Annotated in this window: 11 protein-coding genes and 3 pseudogenes; 4 read left to right on the forward strand and 10 right to left on the reverse strand. The window is 69.4% G+C overall.

Annotated elements, in window-relative coordinates:
* Positions 1 to 75: 75 nt before the first annotated feature.
* Positions 76 to 951: pseudogene (locus tag AC2YHJ_RS02795) on the forward strand (ABC transporter substrate-binding protein); the annotation flags it as partial.
* Between the two features lie 159 nt (positions 952 to 1,110).
* On the opposite strand, the gene AC2YHJ_RS02800 reads toward AC2YHJ_RS02795, so the two are convergent.
* A complete protein-coding gene (locus AC2YHJ_RS02800) occupies positions 1,111 to 1,698 on the reverse strand; it encodes a hypothetical protein (protein ID WP_487393822.1) in 588 nt (195 codons plus the stop codon).
* Positions 1,699 to 2,036: 338 nt separating this feature from the next.
* On the opposite strand from AC2YHJ_RS02800, the gene AC2YHJ_RS02805 reads away from it, so the two are divergent.
* On the forward strand, positions 2,037 to 3,590 hold the full coding sequence (locus AC2YHJ_RS02805; RefSeq protein WP_487393823.1) for a calcium-binding protein: 1,554 nt from the start codon (positions 2,037 to 2,039) through the stop codon (positions 3,588 to 3,590).
* 51 nt (positions 3,591 to 3,641) lie between these two features.
* Here the strand turns inward: AC2YHJ_RS02805 and AC2YHJ_RS02810 are convergent, their stop codons facing one another.
* The 6 genes and pseudogenes from AC2YHJ_RS02810 to AC2YHJ_RS02835 form a co-directional block, all read right to left on the reverse strand.
* Positions 3,642 to 4,748 (reverse strand): mandelate racemase/muconate lactonizing enzyme family protein, encoded by a 1,107-nt coding sequence (locus AC2YHJ_RS02810; RefSeq protein ID WP_487393824.1) that lies wholly within the window; start codon positions 4,746 to 4,748, stop codon positions 3,642 to 3,644.
* A 467-nt stretch (positions 4,749 to 5,215) separates the two neighbouring features.
* Entirely contained in the window at positions 5,216 to 6,010 is a 795-nt protein-coding gene (locus tag AC2YHJ_RS02815) for a class I SAM-dependent methyltransferase (protein ID WP_487393825.1), read from the reverse strand.
* Positions 6,011 to 6,389: 379 nt separating this feature from the next.
* Positions 6,390 to 6,684, reverse strand: a pseudogene (locus tag AC2YHJ_RS02820) (transposase); the annotation flags it as partial.
* Positions 6,629 to 7,960, reverse strand: a complete 1,332-nt coding sequence (locus AC2YHJ_RS02825) for an MFS transporter (RefSeq protein WP_487393826.1) — start codon at positions 7,958 to 7,960, stop codon at positions 6,629 to 6,631. The pseudogene AC2YHJ_RS02820 and the gene AC2YHJ_RS02825, both read right to left, overlap by 56 nt.
* A gap of 124 nt (positions 7,961 to 8,084) precedes the next feature.
* Positions 8,085 to 8,813 carry a dienelactone hydrolase family protein gene (locus tag AC2YHJ_RS02830; protein ID WP_487393827.1) on the reverse strand — a complete coding sequence of 243 codons (729 nt, stop codon included), beginning with the start codon at positions 8,811 to 8,813 and terminating at the stop codon, positions 8,085 to 8,087.
* A gap of 3 nt (positions 8,814 to 8,816) precedes the next feature.
* Positions 8,817 to 9,776: a Bug family tripartite tricarboxylate transporter substrate binding protein gene (locus AC2YHJ_RS02835; protein ID WP_487393828.1), complete on the reverse strand. Its 960-nt coding sequence runs from the start codon at positions 9,774 to 9,776 to the stop codon at positions 8,817 to 8,819.
* Between the two features lie 102 nt (positions 9,777 to 9,878).
* On the opposite strand from AC2YHJ_RS02835, the gene AC2YHJ_RS02840 reads away from it, so the two are divergent.
* Positions 9,879 to 10,802 carry a LysR substrate-binding domain-containing protein gene (locus AC2YHJ_RS02840; RefSeq protein ID WP_487393829.1) on the forward strand — a complete coding sequence of 308 codons (924 nt, stop codon included), beginning with the start codon at positions 9,879 to 9,881 and terminating at the stop codon, positions 10,800 to 10,802.
* A gap of 9 nt (positions 10,803 to 10,811) precedes the next feature.
* On the opposite strand, the gene AC2YHJ_RS02845 is transcribed toward AC2YHJ_RS02840, so the two are convergent.
* On the reverse strand, positions 10,812 to 11,795 hold the full coding sequence (locus AC2YHJ_RS02845) for a Bug family tripartite tricarboxylate transporter substrate binding protein (RefSeq protein WP_487393830.1): 984 nt from the start codon (positions 11,793 to 11,795) through the stop codon (positions 10,812 to 10,814).
* Between the two features lie 148 nt (positions 11,796 to 11,943).
* Here AC2YHJ_RS02845 and AC2YHJ_RS02850 point away from each other — a divergent pair, with 148 nt between their 5' ends.
* The gene (locus AC2YHJ_RS02850) at positions 11,944 to 12,864 is read left to right on the forward strand and encodes a LysR family transcriptional regulator (protein ID WP_487393831.1); all 921 of its coding nucleotides are present in this window, start codon (positions 11,944 to 11,946) and stop codon (positions 12,862 to 12,864) included.
* Here AC2YHJ_RS02850 and AC2YHJ_RS02855 read toward each other — a convergent pair.
* Complete coding sequence (locus AC2YHJ_RS02855) at positions 12,791 to 13,651, reverse strand: methyltransferase (RefSeq protein ID WP_487393907.1); 861 nt, start codon at positions 13,649 to 13,651, stop codon at positions 12,791 to 12,793. The two genes, AC2YHJ_RS02850 and AC2YHJ_RS02855, sit on opposite strands and share 74 nt — an antisense overlap.
* Positions 13,627 to 13,872, reverse strand: a pseudogene (locus AC2YHJ_RS02860) (methyltransferase family protein); the annotation flags it as partial. The pseudogene AC2YHJ_RS02860 and the gene AC2YHJ_RS02855, both read right to left, overlap by 25 nt.
* Between the last annotated feature and the right edge of the window lie 3 nt (positions 13,873 to 13,875).

Below are 13,875 nucleotides of genomic sequence, written 5' to 3' on the forward strand. Positions count from 1 at the left end.
CAGGTGAGCCCGACACTCCAATCCTAAGCACCCTCCACCGTCTCAAATCATCCGACGACGGACAATCGTCTTGAATGGACTGTGATGCCAGACCCCGCCACGCGCGCCGCGGCTCTTCGGAGCGGTGAGGTGGATTGGGTCGAGGAGCTACCCAGCGACATGGCGCCGGTCATCAGCCGCCGGCCAGACCTGGTCGTCGCCACCAGGATAGACACGACGACCGCGATCCTGCGGATGAACCACGTGCAGCCCCCCTTCAACAACCCAGCGATCCGGCGCGCCGTACTGGGCGCCGTGAAGCAGGCTGACTTCATGACCGCTGCGTTCGGGACCGACCCGACCTTCTGGAAGTCCGGCGTCGGATTCTTCAGCTCAAACTCACCGATGGCGAGCCAGGCTGGAATGGAACTGCTCAACGGGCCGCGCGACATGAACAAGGTGAAGCACGACCTGGCCGCAGGCGGATATGCAGGGGAAAAGGTCGTTCTCATGCAGCCGGAGGACTGGGCCCACGTGAAGGCCCTGAGCGAAGTTGCCGGCGACATGCTCCGTCAGGCGGGCATGAATGTGGATGTCCAGGTGAGTGACTGGAACTCGATCGCGGCCCGTCGCGCCAGCCGCGCACCGATTGCCCAGGGCGGCTGGAATATCTTCATGACCAGCCTAACGAGCAGTATCGATCCAGGCGGCCATCTCGGCCTGCGCGCCAATGGGGAAAGGGCGTGGTTCGGCTGGCCGGACAGTTCCAAGCTGGAATCCCAACGGCAGGACTGGTTTGCTGCCCCGAACGAGCAGGCACGGGCGGCGATCTGCGAGCAAATGCAGTTGCAGGCCTTCGAGGACGTGCCTTGCATCCCCGTCGGGGAATACCGAGCCATGGGAGCCCACAAACGCGGCCTGATAGGCTTCGCTCCAGGTACCACGCATTTCTTTGGTGTTCGGTGGGCGTGATTCTTCGCCCGAAGATGCAGGTGCCGAGCAGAGGCCGAGTTGCCTATCAATTACCACTTCGGAGGACTCGGGGGGTGGCGCGGTGCTCTGCGCGCACGCGATTATTCGGTCCGCAGCAGCGCGAAGCCAAGCGAAGGTCGCGATCATCTTGTTGCTTTCTCATCGGAAGTCCCGCGTCGCCGGCATCCGCGGCGGTCGAACCGGTTCCGTCCCAGGCATCCCGTCTCCACTGATCGCGGCCAACTGCTGCAGCAGATCCGACCGGTCGATGAGCCGCGAGGCAATGAGGTGGATGAGTGACACTTCCGAATGCTGGTCCTCGCGCTCCACGCGTCCATCAACGAATATCAACCCCGACGTCGGCAGAGGCGCGCGGTCCCGTTCGGCGATGTGCGTGTAGACCACGACATTGGCCTGGCCGTGCTCATCCTCGATCGTCACGAAGATCACGCCCTTCGCCGTCATCGGCTGCTGCCGCATCAGCACCAGGCCGGGGATGCGGAGACGCCTCCCCTGGGGCGTCCGCGCCAGCGTCCGTGTGTCATCGCAGCGCAGACGGCTCAGGATCGGCCGGAGCAGCGCCAGCGGACGCCGGCGCAGCGTCAGGCTCATGGAGGTGTAGTCGCGACCGATCGCCTCACCTTCCTGCATCGCCGGCAAGGTCGGAGCGGGTTCGGAAATCAGCGCTCGCGTCTCGGGCCGATCGGACGCCATCGCAGCGCCGAACAGTGGCAAGTCAGTTGGCATGCGAATATCCCCTGCCGCGGCGTTCCATCTCGCCTCGCCACGGCCGACGCTCGCGCGCGTCGTTTGAAACTAGGCAGGCACAGAAACCCCGCTGGCTCCCGCCTCCGTGATTGCCATTGCAGAACGACTTGACAGGCGCCTAGGCTTCCCACGGATGCCTGACGGACCCGTCGCGGGAGTGTCGGCACTAGATCCGGATGGTCATGTGGCGGGACACGCCGCCTCCCACCCGACGACGCTTCCAGTGGTCGCAGCCGAGGCTGATCTCGTCGCATGCGTCGCACGCCGCGCGACAGCATCGGCGCGCCACTGCACCCGCTCGAAGGGAAGGAACGGTCATGGCTTCCTACTTCCATCCCCAGCCGACCATCGCGCTCAGCACCGGTGAGGTCGCGAACATCTCTTATTATGAGGCGAACTACGCGGTGGTCGAAAACGTCTTCAGCGGTGTGACCTATGCGAGCGACTGCGCGGTGAGGATTTCCAGCCAGGGAGACGTGGTGTCCGCCTTCGGAACCGCGATCAACCTGTGGGGCGATTCCGTCAGCGGCGGTGGCCACACGCTCGACATCGGGCCCGACGCCTTCGTGGCCAGCCTGAGCGACGTCGCGGCCATCAAGATGTTCGACCCCGAGCGCTTCCGCAACTTCGGCGAGGTCAGCGGCGGCGATGGGTTCTGGGGGGAACGGCTCAGCGGCGTGGCTGTCGAGAACCATGGGGGCATCTTCGGCGACGCCTACGGGGTGCTGCTGATCGACAGCCCCTTCGCGTACATCCTGAACACCGGGACGATCAGCGGGGGGATCCCCATCCAAATCAGCAATTCCGGCGTCGAGATCGTCAACACCGGGCTGATCTCCACCACGGCCCCCGGCCCGGGTGCCACAATCAGTGTCGCCAGCGCCATCGGGGCCGAGACGAGGCTGACCAATTCCGGCACCATCGCCGGCCTTCCCTACGCCTATTCCGGGTCGTTCCAGGCCGACACGATCATCAACACCGGCACCATCTTCGGGCGCGTCTCCCTCGGCCAGGGCAACAACCTCTTCGACAGCCGCGAGGGGATCGTCACCGGCGCCGTCAGCGCCCTTCTCGGGAGCGACACCATCCTCGGCGGCCGGGATGCCAATGTGCTGGCCGGCGGCGGCGGCAATGACGTCATCGAGGGCCATGGCGGAGACGATATCCTCAGCGGCCAAGGCGATTCAGACACGATCGACGGCGGTGACGGCCAGGACTGGGTGAATGGCGGTGCGGGCGCCGACCTGCTCATCGGCGGCGCGGGCATCGATGTGCTCGACTACGCGGGGGGCGCGGCCGCGGTCACGGTAAACCTCGAAACCGGGCACGCTGCCGGCGGCGATGCCGAGGGCGACCAGTTCAGCGGCTTCGAATGGCTGCGTGGCGGCAATGGCGCCGACGTGATGAACGGCAACAGCGCCGAGAACCGCATGCTCGGCGGCATCGGCAATGACAGCCTGCGAGGCGGCTCGGGCAACGACCGGATGCTTGGTGAGGCCGGGAACGACACGCTGACCGGCGACGCCGGGGCAGACATCCTGAACGGCGGCCTCGGCGCGGACCGCTTCCGGTATCTGGCGATCGGCGATTCCACGACCTCGGTGTCAGGCCGGGACGCAATCTTCGGCTTCAGCCAGGCGGAAGGCGATCGCATCGATCTCTCGGTGATCGATGCGAATGGCGCCGCGGCTGGTGATGCGGCGTTCACCTTCATCGCCGGATCGTTCACTGGCGTGGCCGGCCAGCTCCGCGCCTTCCAATCCGGCGGCAACACCTTCGTCGAGGGCGACACGGACGGCGTCAACGGCGCGAATTTCCAGATCAAGGTCATGGGCCTCGTGGCCTTTGCCGCGACCGACTTCTTCCTGTAGCGCGCTCCAGACTGAGCACGGACCATCGCCGAGCGGCTCGTTCCCGCCCGGTCACGAGACGCGATAGCGTTCCATGACATCGCGATCGGGTTCGTAGCCCAGCCCCGGACCATCGGGAACCGCGATGGTCCCGTTGGCGTCCGCCTCGATCCGGTCACCCCAGAGGCAGGCGGCGCGGTCCATGTAGAAGACCTCGACGAAGGTGTCGTCGTCGCGCAGCGACATCAGCTGCAGCGTGGCAAGGAAGCCCGGCCCGAAATAGGGCGAATGCGGCGCGAGGCGGATGCCCGTCGCGTCGGCCAGCGCGACGACCTTCAGGTACTCCGTGACGCCGCCGACCTTGATGACGGAAGGCTGCGCATGGCTCACTGCACCTGCCTCCAGCATCTGGCGAAACTGATGGACAGTGCAGGCATTCTCGCCCGCCGCGACGGCGAGATTCCCCTCCCGCCGAACCCGCGCGAGCCCCGCAAAATCCTCTGGCGGCCAGACCGGCTCTTCGAGAAAGACTGGCGCCGAACTCCGGCAGGCCTCTGCAAAGGAGATGGCCTCGGACGGTTCCATGGGGCAGTTCATGTCGACCATCAGAGGTACATCGGGGCCGATCGCCTGCCGCGCGGCCGCCACGGCCGGCACAGTCGTCTCGTGCAACTTGATGGCGCGGTAGCCGCGCGCCAGCGCAGCGCGGCACTCCTGCGCCACCAAGCCAGGCTCACCGATCCGGAGGAGGCTCGCATAGGCCGGTATACGTGCCCGGCGACGCGTGCCCAATAGTCGGTGCAGCGGCTCGCCCCGCGCGCGGGCGGCGAGGTCCCAGAGCGCAACGTCCAGTCCGGAGATTGCGAACATCGTGATGCCGTAGCGGCCGAAGAGGTGCAGGTTGCGCTGGATACGCTCCATGACGGCGGGGATGCCGGCCGCGTCAGGAACTTCGAGCCCGCGCGCCTGAGGCGCGATCATCTCGGCGACTGCGGTGGCGGTGCTGCGCGGGCAGACATAGCCCCAGGCATCGCCCCAGCCGGTCAGTCCGGCATCGGTGGAAATCTCCACCAAGACCATGTCCAGGGCCGCGATGGCCGAGGCGCCCTGCTTAAAGCTCGCCACACCTGCATCATAGGGGATCCGGACGTGATGCGCCCGGACATCGGTAATCAGCATGGATCGCCTCCTCGCGCGGCCACTGTAATTCCATTCTGGGACCGAACGCGCCGGCATCCTTCACCCGCTTCGACTCCCAGCAATCAGCCGCGAGTCTGCGCGTAGGCGCCGAATCGTGTCCCCATCGGAACTTGGACTACCAGCTCTGAAAGCGTGCGAGAAAGTGGCGCAAGAGCGGGTCCCGGTCGGCGTCGTTCGGGGCTCGACGATCCGACCAACGCCCATGGCACTCCTGAATCGAATGAAAGGTTGAGTACCGGTGACCGGCGAGACGAAGCGCAGCGTGTTGTGCTGGAGGTAGAAGCTCAGCCGCGACGGTCGCAGCGTTATCGGCCAGGTATGTTCGGTCACAGCACCTTCTCTCGCGGAATGGCGATGAGCCGCGCCCCGGCCAGGGGCGCGAAGCCGGCCTGCCGATCAGCGAGTGAGTCCGGGGCCCTTGCACTCAGCAGCGATGGCGCGATTGGTCATGGACGCGCGGTGACGATCCAGAAGGCGCCTGGAAGCACCACCCCCTCAGGGCCCTCGAGCTGACGATAGGTCTCCGTGATAGCGGCGAGGATCTCGCTTCGCAGTGCAGGCGCGACCTCGTCCAGAACGCGCGTCAACGGCCCGAACTGGATGGAAAAAGCGGCGGCATCAGTGGCGCCGCCCGGGCCGGCCAAGCGCATGGGCTCGTCATGCGCCGTCAGTTCCACCTCTGAAAAACCGGCGCCCTCAAGGATGCGCCGGACCCGCGCTGGGTCGGCAAATGAAAACATGCCCGGCTGATCCGGCCCTGGCACCGGCACCGCTCCGGCCGGCAGTAGCGGCAAGGCCGCGCGCACGGCGGCCGTGATGTAGCCATTCTCTGCGGCCGTGCGGCAACAGACGAAGACGAGCCGCCCCGAAGGACGCAGCGCACGACGCAGGTTCGCGAAAGCGGCGACCGGATCGCCAAAGAACATGACGCCGACCCGGGAGAAGATCAGGTCGAAGACGGCAGGCTCGAAAGCATGGCTTGAGGCGTCCGCCAGCGTGAGAGCCACCTGTGGAAAATCTCCTGCGGCAACGCGCTCTCTCGCTCTGGCCAGCATCTGTGCCGAGATGTCCACGCCTTCAACGCAACCAGACGCGCCGACGCGGTGGGCGAGTGCGAGGGCCGTGTCGCCGCACCCGCATCCCACATCGAGCACCTGCTCGCCCGGACCGGGCGCCGCCCGATCGACAGCGACGCGCGTGAGCGATGCGAAGAGTTCGTCCAGCCGCGTCTGAAGGCTCACCCAGGGCGCCGTAGCCGCGCTGTTCCAATAGCGGGCCTGCCACGTGTGTGGGTTGTCCGTGGGCGGTGAGGCGGGTTGATCAGCCTGGTCGTGCATGGCCTGACGAGCTCCGATCCGCATCGAATGCCGCGCAGATCGTGCCACGGTGGCGGTGTAGGACTCAACGCCGCGGTCACCACGCCGATGGTCCAATTGAACAGATTGGCTGCTACCCGCGCACCGTGTCGTAGGCCGCGCCGCCGCGGCGGATGGCATCCAGCGTCATCGCCGAGGCCTGACGGGCGATCTGCCCGGCGAGCAGCCGCCGCCGGGCCTCGACGCCGGCATCCGCACCGCGGGCGTCGATGCTGATGCTGGTGTGGATGGTGGGGCCGGCTGCCCGAAGGCGCTCGGGGCCTAGAAGTTTCCCTCCGCGGCTTCCTTCAGGATCTGCTTGTCCAGCGTCAGCCCGCCACTGCCCGCTTCAGCCGCGGATTCTCACGCTCGAGGTCCATCAGCCATCGCGCCTGGTCGACCTTCAAGCCGCCATACTCCGCCCGCCAGCGATAAAAGCTCGCCTCCGAGACCCCAAGGCCGCGGCAGATCTCCCCAATCCTCCGCCCCTGCGCCAGCTCCACTTCAGCCTGCCGCAGCAGGCCAATGATCTGCTCCGCCGTATGACCCTTCTTCGGCATCCCTGCCTCCTTCCAAGGAGGCCAACTCTCTCATCACCGATGGATCCCGTTCAGGGGGGAAGGTCACTGCAGCGCGGATAGCCGCCCGTCGCCTGGTCGCCGGGCGATCCCGCTGGCCTATCCGCCCGCCGCCGAGCGCCAGCACCGCCGTTCCGAGCAGCCCGAGGCCGCCGAAGGCCAGAACCGGAACGGCCAGCCCGCGCGCACCCATCGCCATCATCAGAACCGGCGGCGCCAGGAGCAATGCTATCCCGCGGCTGGTGAACAGAACCCCCATCACATGGCCGAGCCGCGCGGTGCCGAACCGGTCGGCGATGAACACCGGCAGCAGCGCGACGAAGCCGCCCTGCGCCGCGCCGAAGGCCATCGCGAAGACGCGCAGCGCCCACAGGCCGTCGGCCGCGGCCCACAGCGCCATGCTCGCCGCCATGCTCGCGCAGCAGGCGAGGAAGACAGGCAAGCGTCCAAGCGGATCCGCAACGGCGGCCAGCATGAAGCGCCCGAGGATGGTGCCGATGCCGATCAGCCCCAGCAGGCCGAGCGCCTCCGCGCGCGCAATGCCAAGGTCGCGCGCCGAACCCACCAGCGCGGCATGCGGCAGCATGGCGGGCAGCGACACCAGCAGCGTGCCGAACCAGGCTAGGAGCATCTCCCGCACCGGCAGCGGCGATCTGTCATCGCCGCAAAGCGGCGCCGCCGCACGTGCCGGCAGGAGCATCGCACCGGCCGACCCCACCATCGCCACGGCGATGCCGGAGAGCAGGAACGCCACGCGCCAATCCCCGAAGGCCGCAAGCATCTCCGCCGCCGGTGGCACCAGCGCCGTGCCGATCCCGATGCCGCTGACCGCGATGCCCGAGGCGAGGCCGCGCCGCGCCAGGAAGGCGCGCTGAACCGCCGCTATCGCCGGCACATAGGCGAAGCCCACGCCGATGCCGGTCAGCAGCCCGTAGCCGAGGCAAAGGCCGGGCAGGCCGCGCGCCATGGACGCCAGGAGCAGGCCCATCGCGACCAGCAGCATCCCTGCGGTCGCCATCGCCCGCGGGCCGAGGCGGTCGCCGAGCGGTCCGGCCACCGCGCTTGTCAGGAAGCAGGCGCCACCGCTCAGCGCGAAGACCACCGCGACCGTGCTGCGATCGGCACCGAAGCTGCCCGCGATCTCCTCGGCGAAGGCGGCGTAGGAGTAGATCGCGCCGAACCCCGTCATCAGCACCAGAAACGCGCCCGCGACGGCCTGCCACCCCATTTCGCATTCGGGCTGCGGCAGGCGCATCATCAGACGAGGTCCGACCGGCCAGTCAAGATGCGCTGCATGCCGCGCCTGGCTGCCGTGACCAGCCTGCGCCACGCGGCGCGGCGCCCCGCCCGTTCCAACGCCATCCAATCCGCCGCGGGGCGTGTCATGGCGCGCGGAACTGACGGGCCAGCCAGTCGGCGAGGATCGCCGCCGCCATGCCGGTTGCCTCGGGATCGTGGAGCGCGGCGATACGGCCCTGCCGAGCGGGGTCCGGCAGCAGGGCCGGCGCGCCGGGCCGCGACCCCGCCGGCACGTCCCAGCCATGGCCGGCATCCGGCAGCAGCCGCAGCAGGATGCCTGGCCGGCCGGCCACCGTCTCGCAGCCCGCCGCATCCAGCGCGCCCTGCAGGATCAGCACGGGGCCGTCCGACGGCAGCGCGAGGTCCCGGCAGCGCGGATAAAGCGCCGCTACCGGCTCGCCATCCGCCTCGGCCAATGCCCGGCGCCCGCCCAGGCCGAAGCCCACCACGCCGATCTCCGCCGCTGCAAATCCCATTTGGCGCGCCCACTGCCGCGCGGCGGCGGACGCACCGGGCCGCGTTGCCGCATCGAGCCCGGCACCATGCACCTCGTCGCCTTCCCCCAAGCCGAGCGTCAGCGTCGCGATGCCACGGGCCAGCAGGAAGTCCGCATAGGCTTCGTCGCGACCGTCATCGCCCGCGGCCTCCGTCAGCAGGATGACGAGCGGCGGCTGCGCCACGTCCGGCGGGCGCAGCAGTCGCGCGAGACCCGCCGGCGCCGGCAGGGCCACGATCTCGACCGCGACCTGTGCCCGCGACGAAGGCCCGAGCCCCAAGGCGAGCAAGGCGGCGAGGGTGAACGCTGCCCGCATCGTTCATCCCCCTGGCGGCAGGTGGCGCAGGCCGGCCTCGACCAGCGCGCGCTGCGCGGCGATGCGGGCCGTGAGGTCGTCGGCGCCGCCGGCGAAGGGGAGCTGTCCCGACGCGCGGACCCGCTCGGCGAAGGCGGGCTCGGCCACTTCGGCGCGCGCGGCCTCCTCCAGCACCCGGCGCACGGATGCCGGCTGGCGGGCATCGGCGAAGACGCCGACGAAACCCTCGAAGACGTAATCCGCGAAGCCCTGATCGGCGGCCGTGGCAACCTCGGGCGCAGCAGGGGATCGCGTCGCGTTGGTCACGGCCAGCAGCCGCAGCCGCCCGGCACGCGCCTGCGGCAGTGCGGTGGCCAGCGGCATGACTGCGATCTGCAGTCGCGCCTCCGAGAGATCGTTCAGCATCTCCGGCACGGCGCGATACTGCACGCGGGTCAGCGTGAGGCCTTGCCCCGCCGCGAAGCCGGCAAAGGCGATCGCGATGCCTCCCGGTGAGGAGGCCCAGCTCAGCGCATCGCGACGCGCCAGCGCGACCACCTGCCTGAGGTCCGTGGCCGGCAGGGATGGCGCGGCCGCGATGGCGATGTGGTCGATGGCGACCGTGGACAGCGGCGCGAACTGCTCCGGCCGGTAGGGCAGGTTCGGGATGGTGAAGGGGTTCACCGTGAAGGGGCCGGCGAAGGAGAAGAAGATTTTGTGGTCGTCATTGAGGCCGAGGAAGGCCATCGCGGCGACCACGCCATCGCCACCCGGCCGGTTCTCGACCGGCACGGGCTGGCCCAGGCGGCGGGACAGGCTATCAGCGAACAGGCGGAGCGTCGCCTCGGCGCCGACGCCCGCGGCGAAGGGTGTGAGCAGACGCACGGGGCGGGACGGGAAGGCCTGGGCGCGGGCGATGCGCGGCAGGCCCAGCAAGGCCAGGGCGGGCAGGCCACGGCGAGGAATGGAAGTGGGCTGGATCATCGGCCTCGGTCTCCTCAGCGCGGAGTTCGCCGCCGACGATAGCCAGCGCCCCCGACCAAATGGGTTCTTGATTCGGGATGGACCGTTCGGCCAGATCGAACGATGGCGATCCACGACACCCTTCTCGGCGACCTCGCATTGTTCGACCGCGTCGTTGCGGCTGGTGGCATCAGCGCCGCGGCGTCCTCGCTCGGCCTGGCGAAATCCTCGGTCAGCACGCGCATCGCGGCGCTCGAGGCTTCGCTGGGCGTGCGGCTGCTGGTGCGCGCGCATCGCGGCACGCGCCCGACGCCCGCCGGCGAGAGGCTGCTCGCGGCCAGCCATCGCCTGCGCGCCGAGGCGGATGCGGTGCTTGCCGCCGCGCGCGGCGATGAGGACATGCTGACCGGCCTGCTGCGCATCTCCTGCCCAGTCGGCATGGCGGATGCGGTGCTGGTGCCGCTGCTGGCCTCCTTCCTCGGCGCGCATCCCGAATTGCGGCTGGATGTCGCGGCGACCGATCGCATCGTTGATCCGCGCGCCGAGGGCATCGACGTCGCCTTCCGATTCGGCTGGCTGCGCGGTGCGGAACTCGGCCTGGTGGCGCGCCGCATCGGCAGCTTCGAGGGCGTGCTGTGCGCGACGCCCGCCTATCTCGACGCTGCCGGCGGCCCACCGGACCGCGCCGAGCATCTCAGTCGGCACGCCTGGATCGGCTATGCCGGCTTCGGTGGCGAACGCCAGGCGCTGACGCTGACGGATGAAGGGGGAAAGCGCCACCATATCGCGCTGAGCTGCCGCGTGCGCACCTCCTCCGCCATCCAGGTGCGGGACTGGGTGCTGGCCGGTCTCGGCGTGACGCGGCTGCCGCTGATGCTGGTGCTGAACCACATCGCCACCGGCGCCCTGGTCCGAGTGCTGCCGCGCTGCCGCTTCGAAGGACCGTCGCTGTTCGCAGTCTATCCGCGCGACCGGCTGCGCCCGGCGCGGGTGCGCGCGCTGCTCGCGTATATCCAGACGCAGCGCGGTGGGCGGGGGCCGGGATGACACGCGCCCTCACTCCTCTGGCGTGAAGCCGGAGGCGCGCACGGCCGGCCCCCAGGCGGCGAATTCGCGGGCGAGCCGCGCGCCGGTCTCGGCCGGGGACAGCACCAGCGGCGTCATCTGCAATTGCGCGAGCCGCTGCCGGACGGCCGGCTCGGCCACCGCATCGGCGATGGCGGCGTTCAATGCCGCGACGACCGCCGCAGACGCATTTGCCGGCAGCATCGCCACGAAGGCCTCCCTGGCGGTGAGTTGCGGGAAGCCCTGCTCTGCGAAGGTCGCCGCATCGGGGAAGGCCGACAGCCGCGCCGGCGCGCTGACGGCGAGCAGCTTGGCCTGGCCTCCCTGCAAGGGCGGCGCGAGCTCGGCCATGTGGCTCATGTAGCAATCGAGCCGGCCGGCGATGAGGTCTGGCAGCGCCAGCGTGCTGGCGCGGTAGGTGATGACCGTGGCGTTCACCCCCGCCGCGCGCATCAGCGCGAGCCCGAGCATGTGCTGCGGCGCGCCGGCCACCGGCGGCGCGAAGGTGATGTCGCCCTTGGCCCGCGCCCAGTCGATGAAGCTGCGCAGGTCGGTCGCGGGATGCTCGCGGCGGAGGATCAGGCCATAGGCCAGCTCGCCGATGGTGGCAGCAGGGGTGAAATCGGCGATCGGGTCGTAGCGCGTGGTGCGCGGCAGCACATGCGGGAACAGCGCAAGCACCGGCATCGGGCAGATGAGGATGGTGGTCCCGTCCGGCACGGCGGCCTTCACCGCCTCGGCGCCGAGGCGGGAGCTGGCGCCGGGGCGGTTCTCGACGATCACCTGCGACGCGTAGCGACCGGACAGCCGCTCGGCGAGCAGACGCGCGACGGTGTCGGTGCCGCCGCCCGGCGCGGCGCCAACGATGATCCGCGCCGTCCGGTCGAGTGTGGGTGCAGGGATCGCGGGGCCGGCTGAGGCCAGCGTGGCGAGCGCCGCCAGCCCTTGGCGGCGGCTGAGAAGGGGGCGTGGCATCAGGGCTCTCCAGTTGGCTCTATCCAAGACTGGCCAATGCGGCACGTAACTCCCAAGTTCTATTTCCCGACCTGGCATTAGGCTGGAGGCTAACCGGGCATGGATTGGACCGACCGCATCGGGCGCCGTCTGACACCGCGCGACCTGCATGTCTTTCTTCCTGGCGGTGGCCGAGGAAGGCACCATGGCCAAGGCGGCCGAACGCCTCGCCGTCTCGCGCCCCGTGGTGTCCAAGACGATGACGGATCTGGAAGCGCTTCTCGGCGTGCGGCTGCTGGACCGCACGCCGGGCGGGGTGGTGCCGACGGTCTACGGCGACGCGCTGCTGCGCCGCAGCCTCGCCGTGTTCGACGAGCTGCGACAGGGCATCGAGGACATCGCCGCGCTGGCCGACCCAAATGCCGGGCTGCTGCGCATCGGCACCACCGAGGTCACCGGCGGCGGCATCGTCGCCGCCACCATCGCTCGGCTTTCCGCACGGTATCCACGTCTGCGCTTCTCCACCGAGCGCGGCGGCGTGCATCTGCGCATGGATCTGCTGCGCGAACGCCGCGTGGACATCTTCGTCACGCGCCCACTGACCGCCGAGCCGGACCCGGACATGGTGCATGAGCCGTTGCTCTGCGAGGAGCTGGTCGTGGTGTGCGGCGCGGGGAGCCGCTGGGCGAAGCGGCGGCGGGTCAGCCTGGCCGAGCTGGTGGATGAAGCATGGATCGTCGCACCGGCGGAAGTCGCGACGGATGGGCCGATCGCCAAAGGTTTCCAGGCAGCGGGCCTGCCTTTGCCGCCAAGCCTGCTCATGAGCGATTCGCTGACCGTGCGCTACAGCCTGTTGGCGACGGGGCGGTACGTGACCGTCATCCCGCATCTGACCTTCGCGCTGTCGCCATGCCCTCACTGGATACGCGAGGTGCCAGTCGCGCGATTTCCATGGCATCTGCCCACCGTCATCGCGACGCTGCGTCACCGCAGCCCGACGCCCACGGCGCAGCTCTTTATCGCAGAGGCGCATGCGGTGATCCGTGAGACGGCGATGCCGAAGCCGTCGAAACAACCCCTGCCAGGCTGAGGCATGAGGTGGGGCGCGCGGGTGCCGCCTCGAGCACCGCCAGCTGTGCATCGAGCGGGGTCACGGCGAGCAGGTCGAAGCCTGCCTTGGCGAGCAGCGCCTCGAACGCCGCAGGGCTCCGCTCGCGCCCGCCGAGATTGACCAGCATATTAAGGTCCGAGAGCTTGCCTTCCGCCCCTTCATTGGCCGGAGCCAGCAGGCGTTCGATCACCAGCAGCCGCGATGTCGGCCGCATGGCGCCCCGGCAGCGGAGCAGGAGTACGAGTGCCGCCTCATCGTCCCAATCATGCAGGATGAATTTCAGGATGTAGGCGTCGCCCTCTTCCGGAACGCAGGCAAAGAAATCGCCGCCCCGGATGCGCAGCCTGTTCGCCACCTCCGCCCCGTCGCATCCGGCCACCACGTCGGGCTGGTCGCACAGCGTGGCCCGCCGCGCGGGGCATTGCCGGAGCAGCGCCACCAGCAGAGAACCGTCGCCGCCGCCGACATCGACGACGTGGCGGAAGCGCGTGACGTCGATGGCTCGCGGCAGGGCCGCGGCGATGCGCAGCGATCCCTCGCGCATGGCGCGGTCGAAGATGGCACCTTCCGCCGGATGCGCCGCGCGCCACGCCCAGGCGTCGGTGCCGTGCAGGTGGCGAAAGGCGCATTCTCCCGTGCGGATGCTGTGTTCGAGCGCACCCCAGGCAGCCCACCCGGCCGGGCGCCCCGCGAGCGTCGCCCAGGCATGCAGGACCCAACGGCGTCCGCGCAGAGCGCCTCCCCCATCGGAGCCAGTGCAAAGCAGCCATCCGGGCCTTCGCGCAACACCTCCAGCGCCGCCAGCGCGTGCAGCAGCCTGTGCAACGCATCGGCATGTGCGCCGAGCCGCGCCGCGGCGGCCGCCGCGCTCATGGCACCTTCGCGCAGCAGATCGGCGAGACCCAGCCCCGCCGCGACATGGATCGCCTGGCTAGCCTGGTAGCCGTTGATCAGGCGCCGGAGTGCCTGCGCGGGCGTCTCCTGCATCGG

The sequence above is a fragment of the Roseomonas sp. SRI_022 genome, assembly GCF_057586215.1.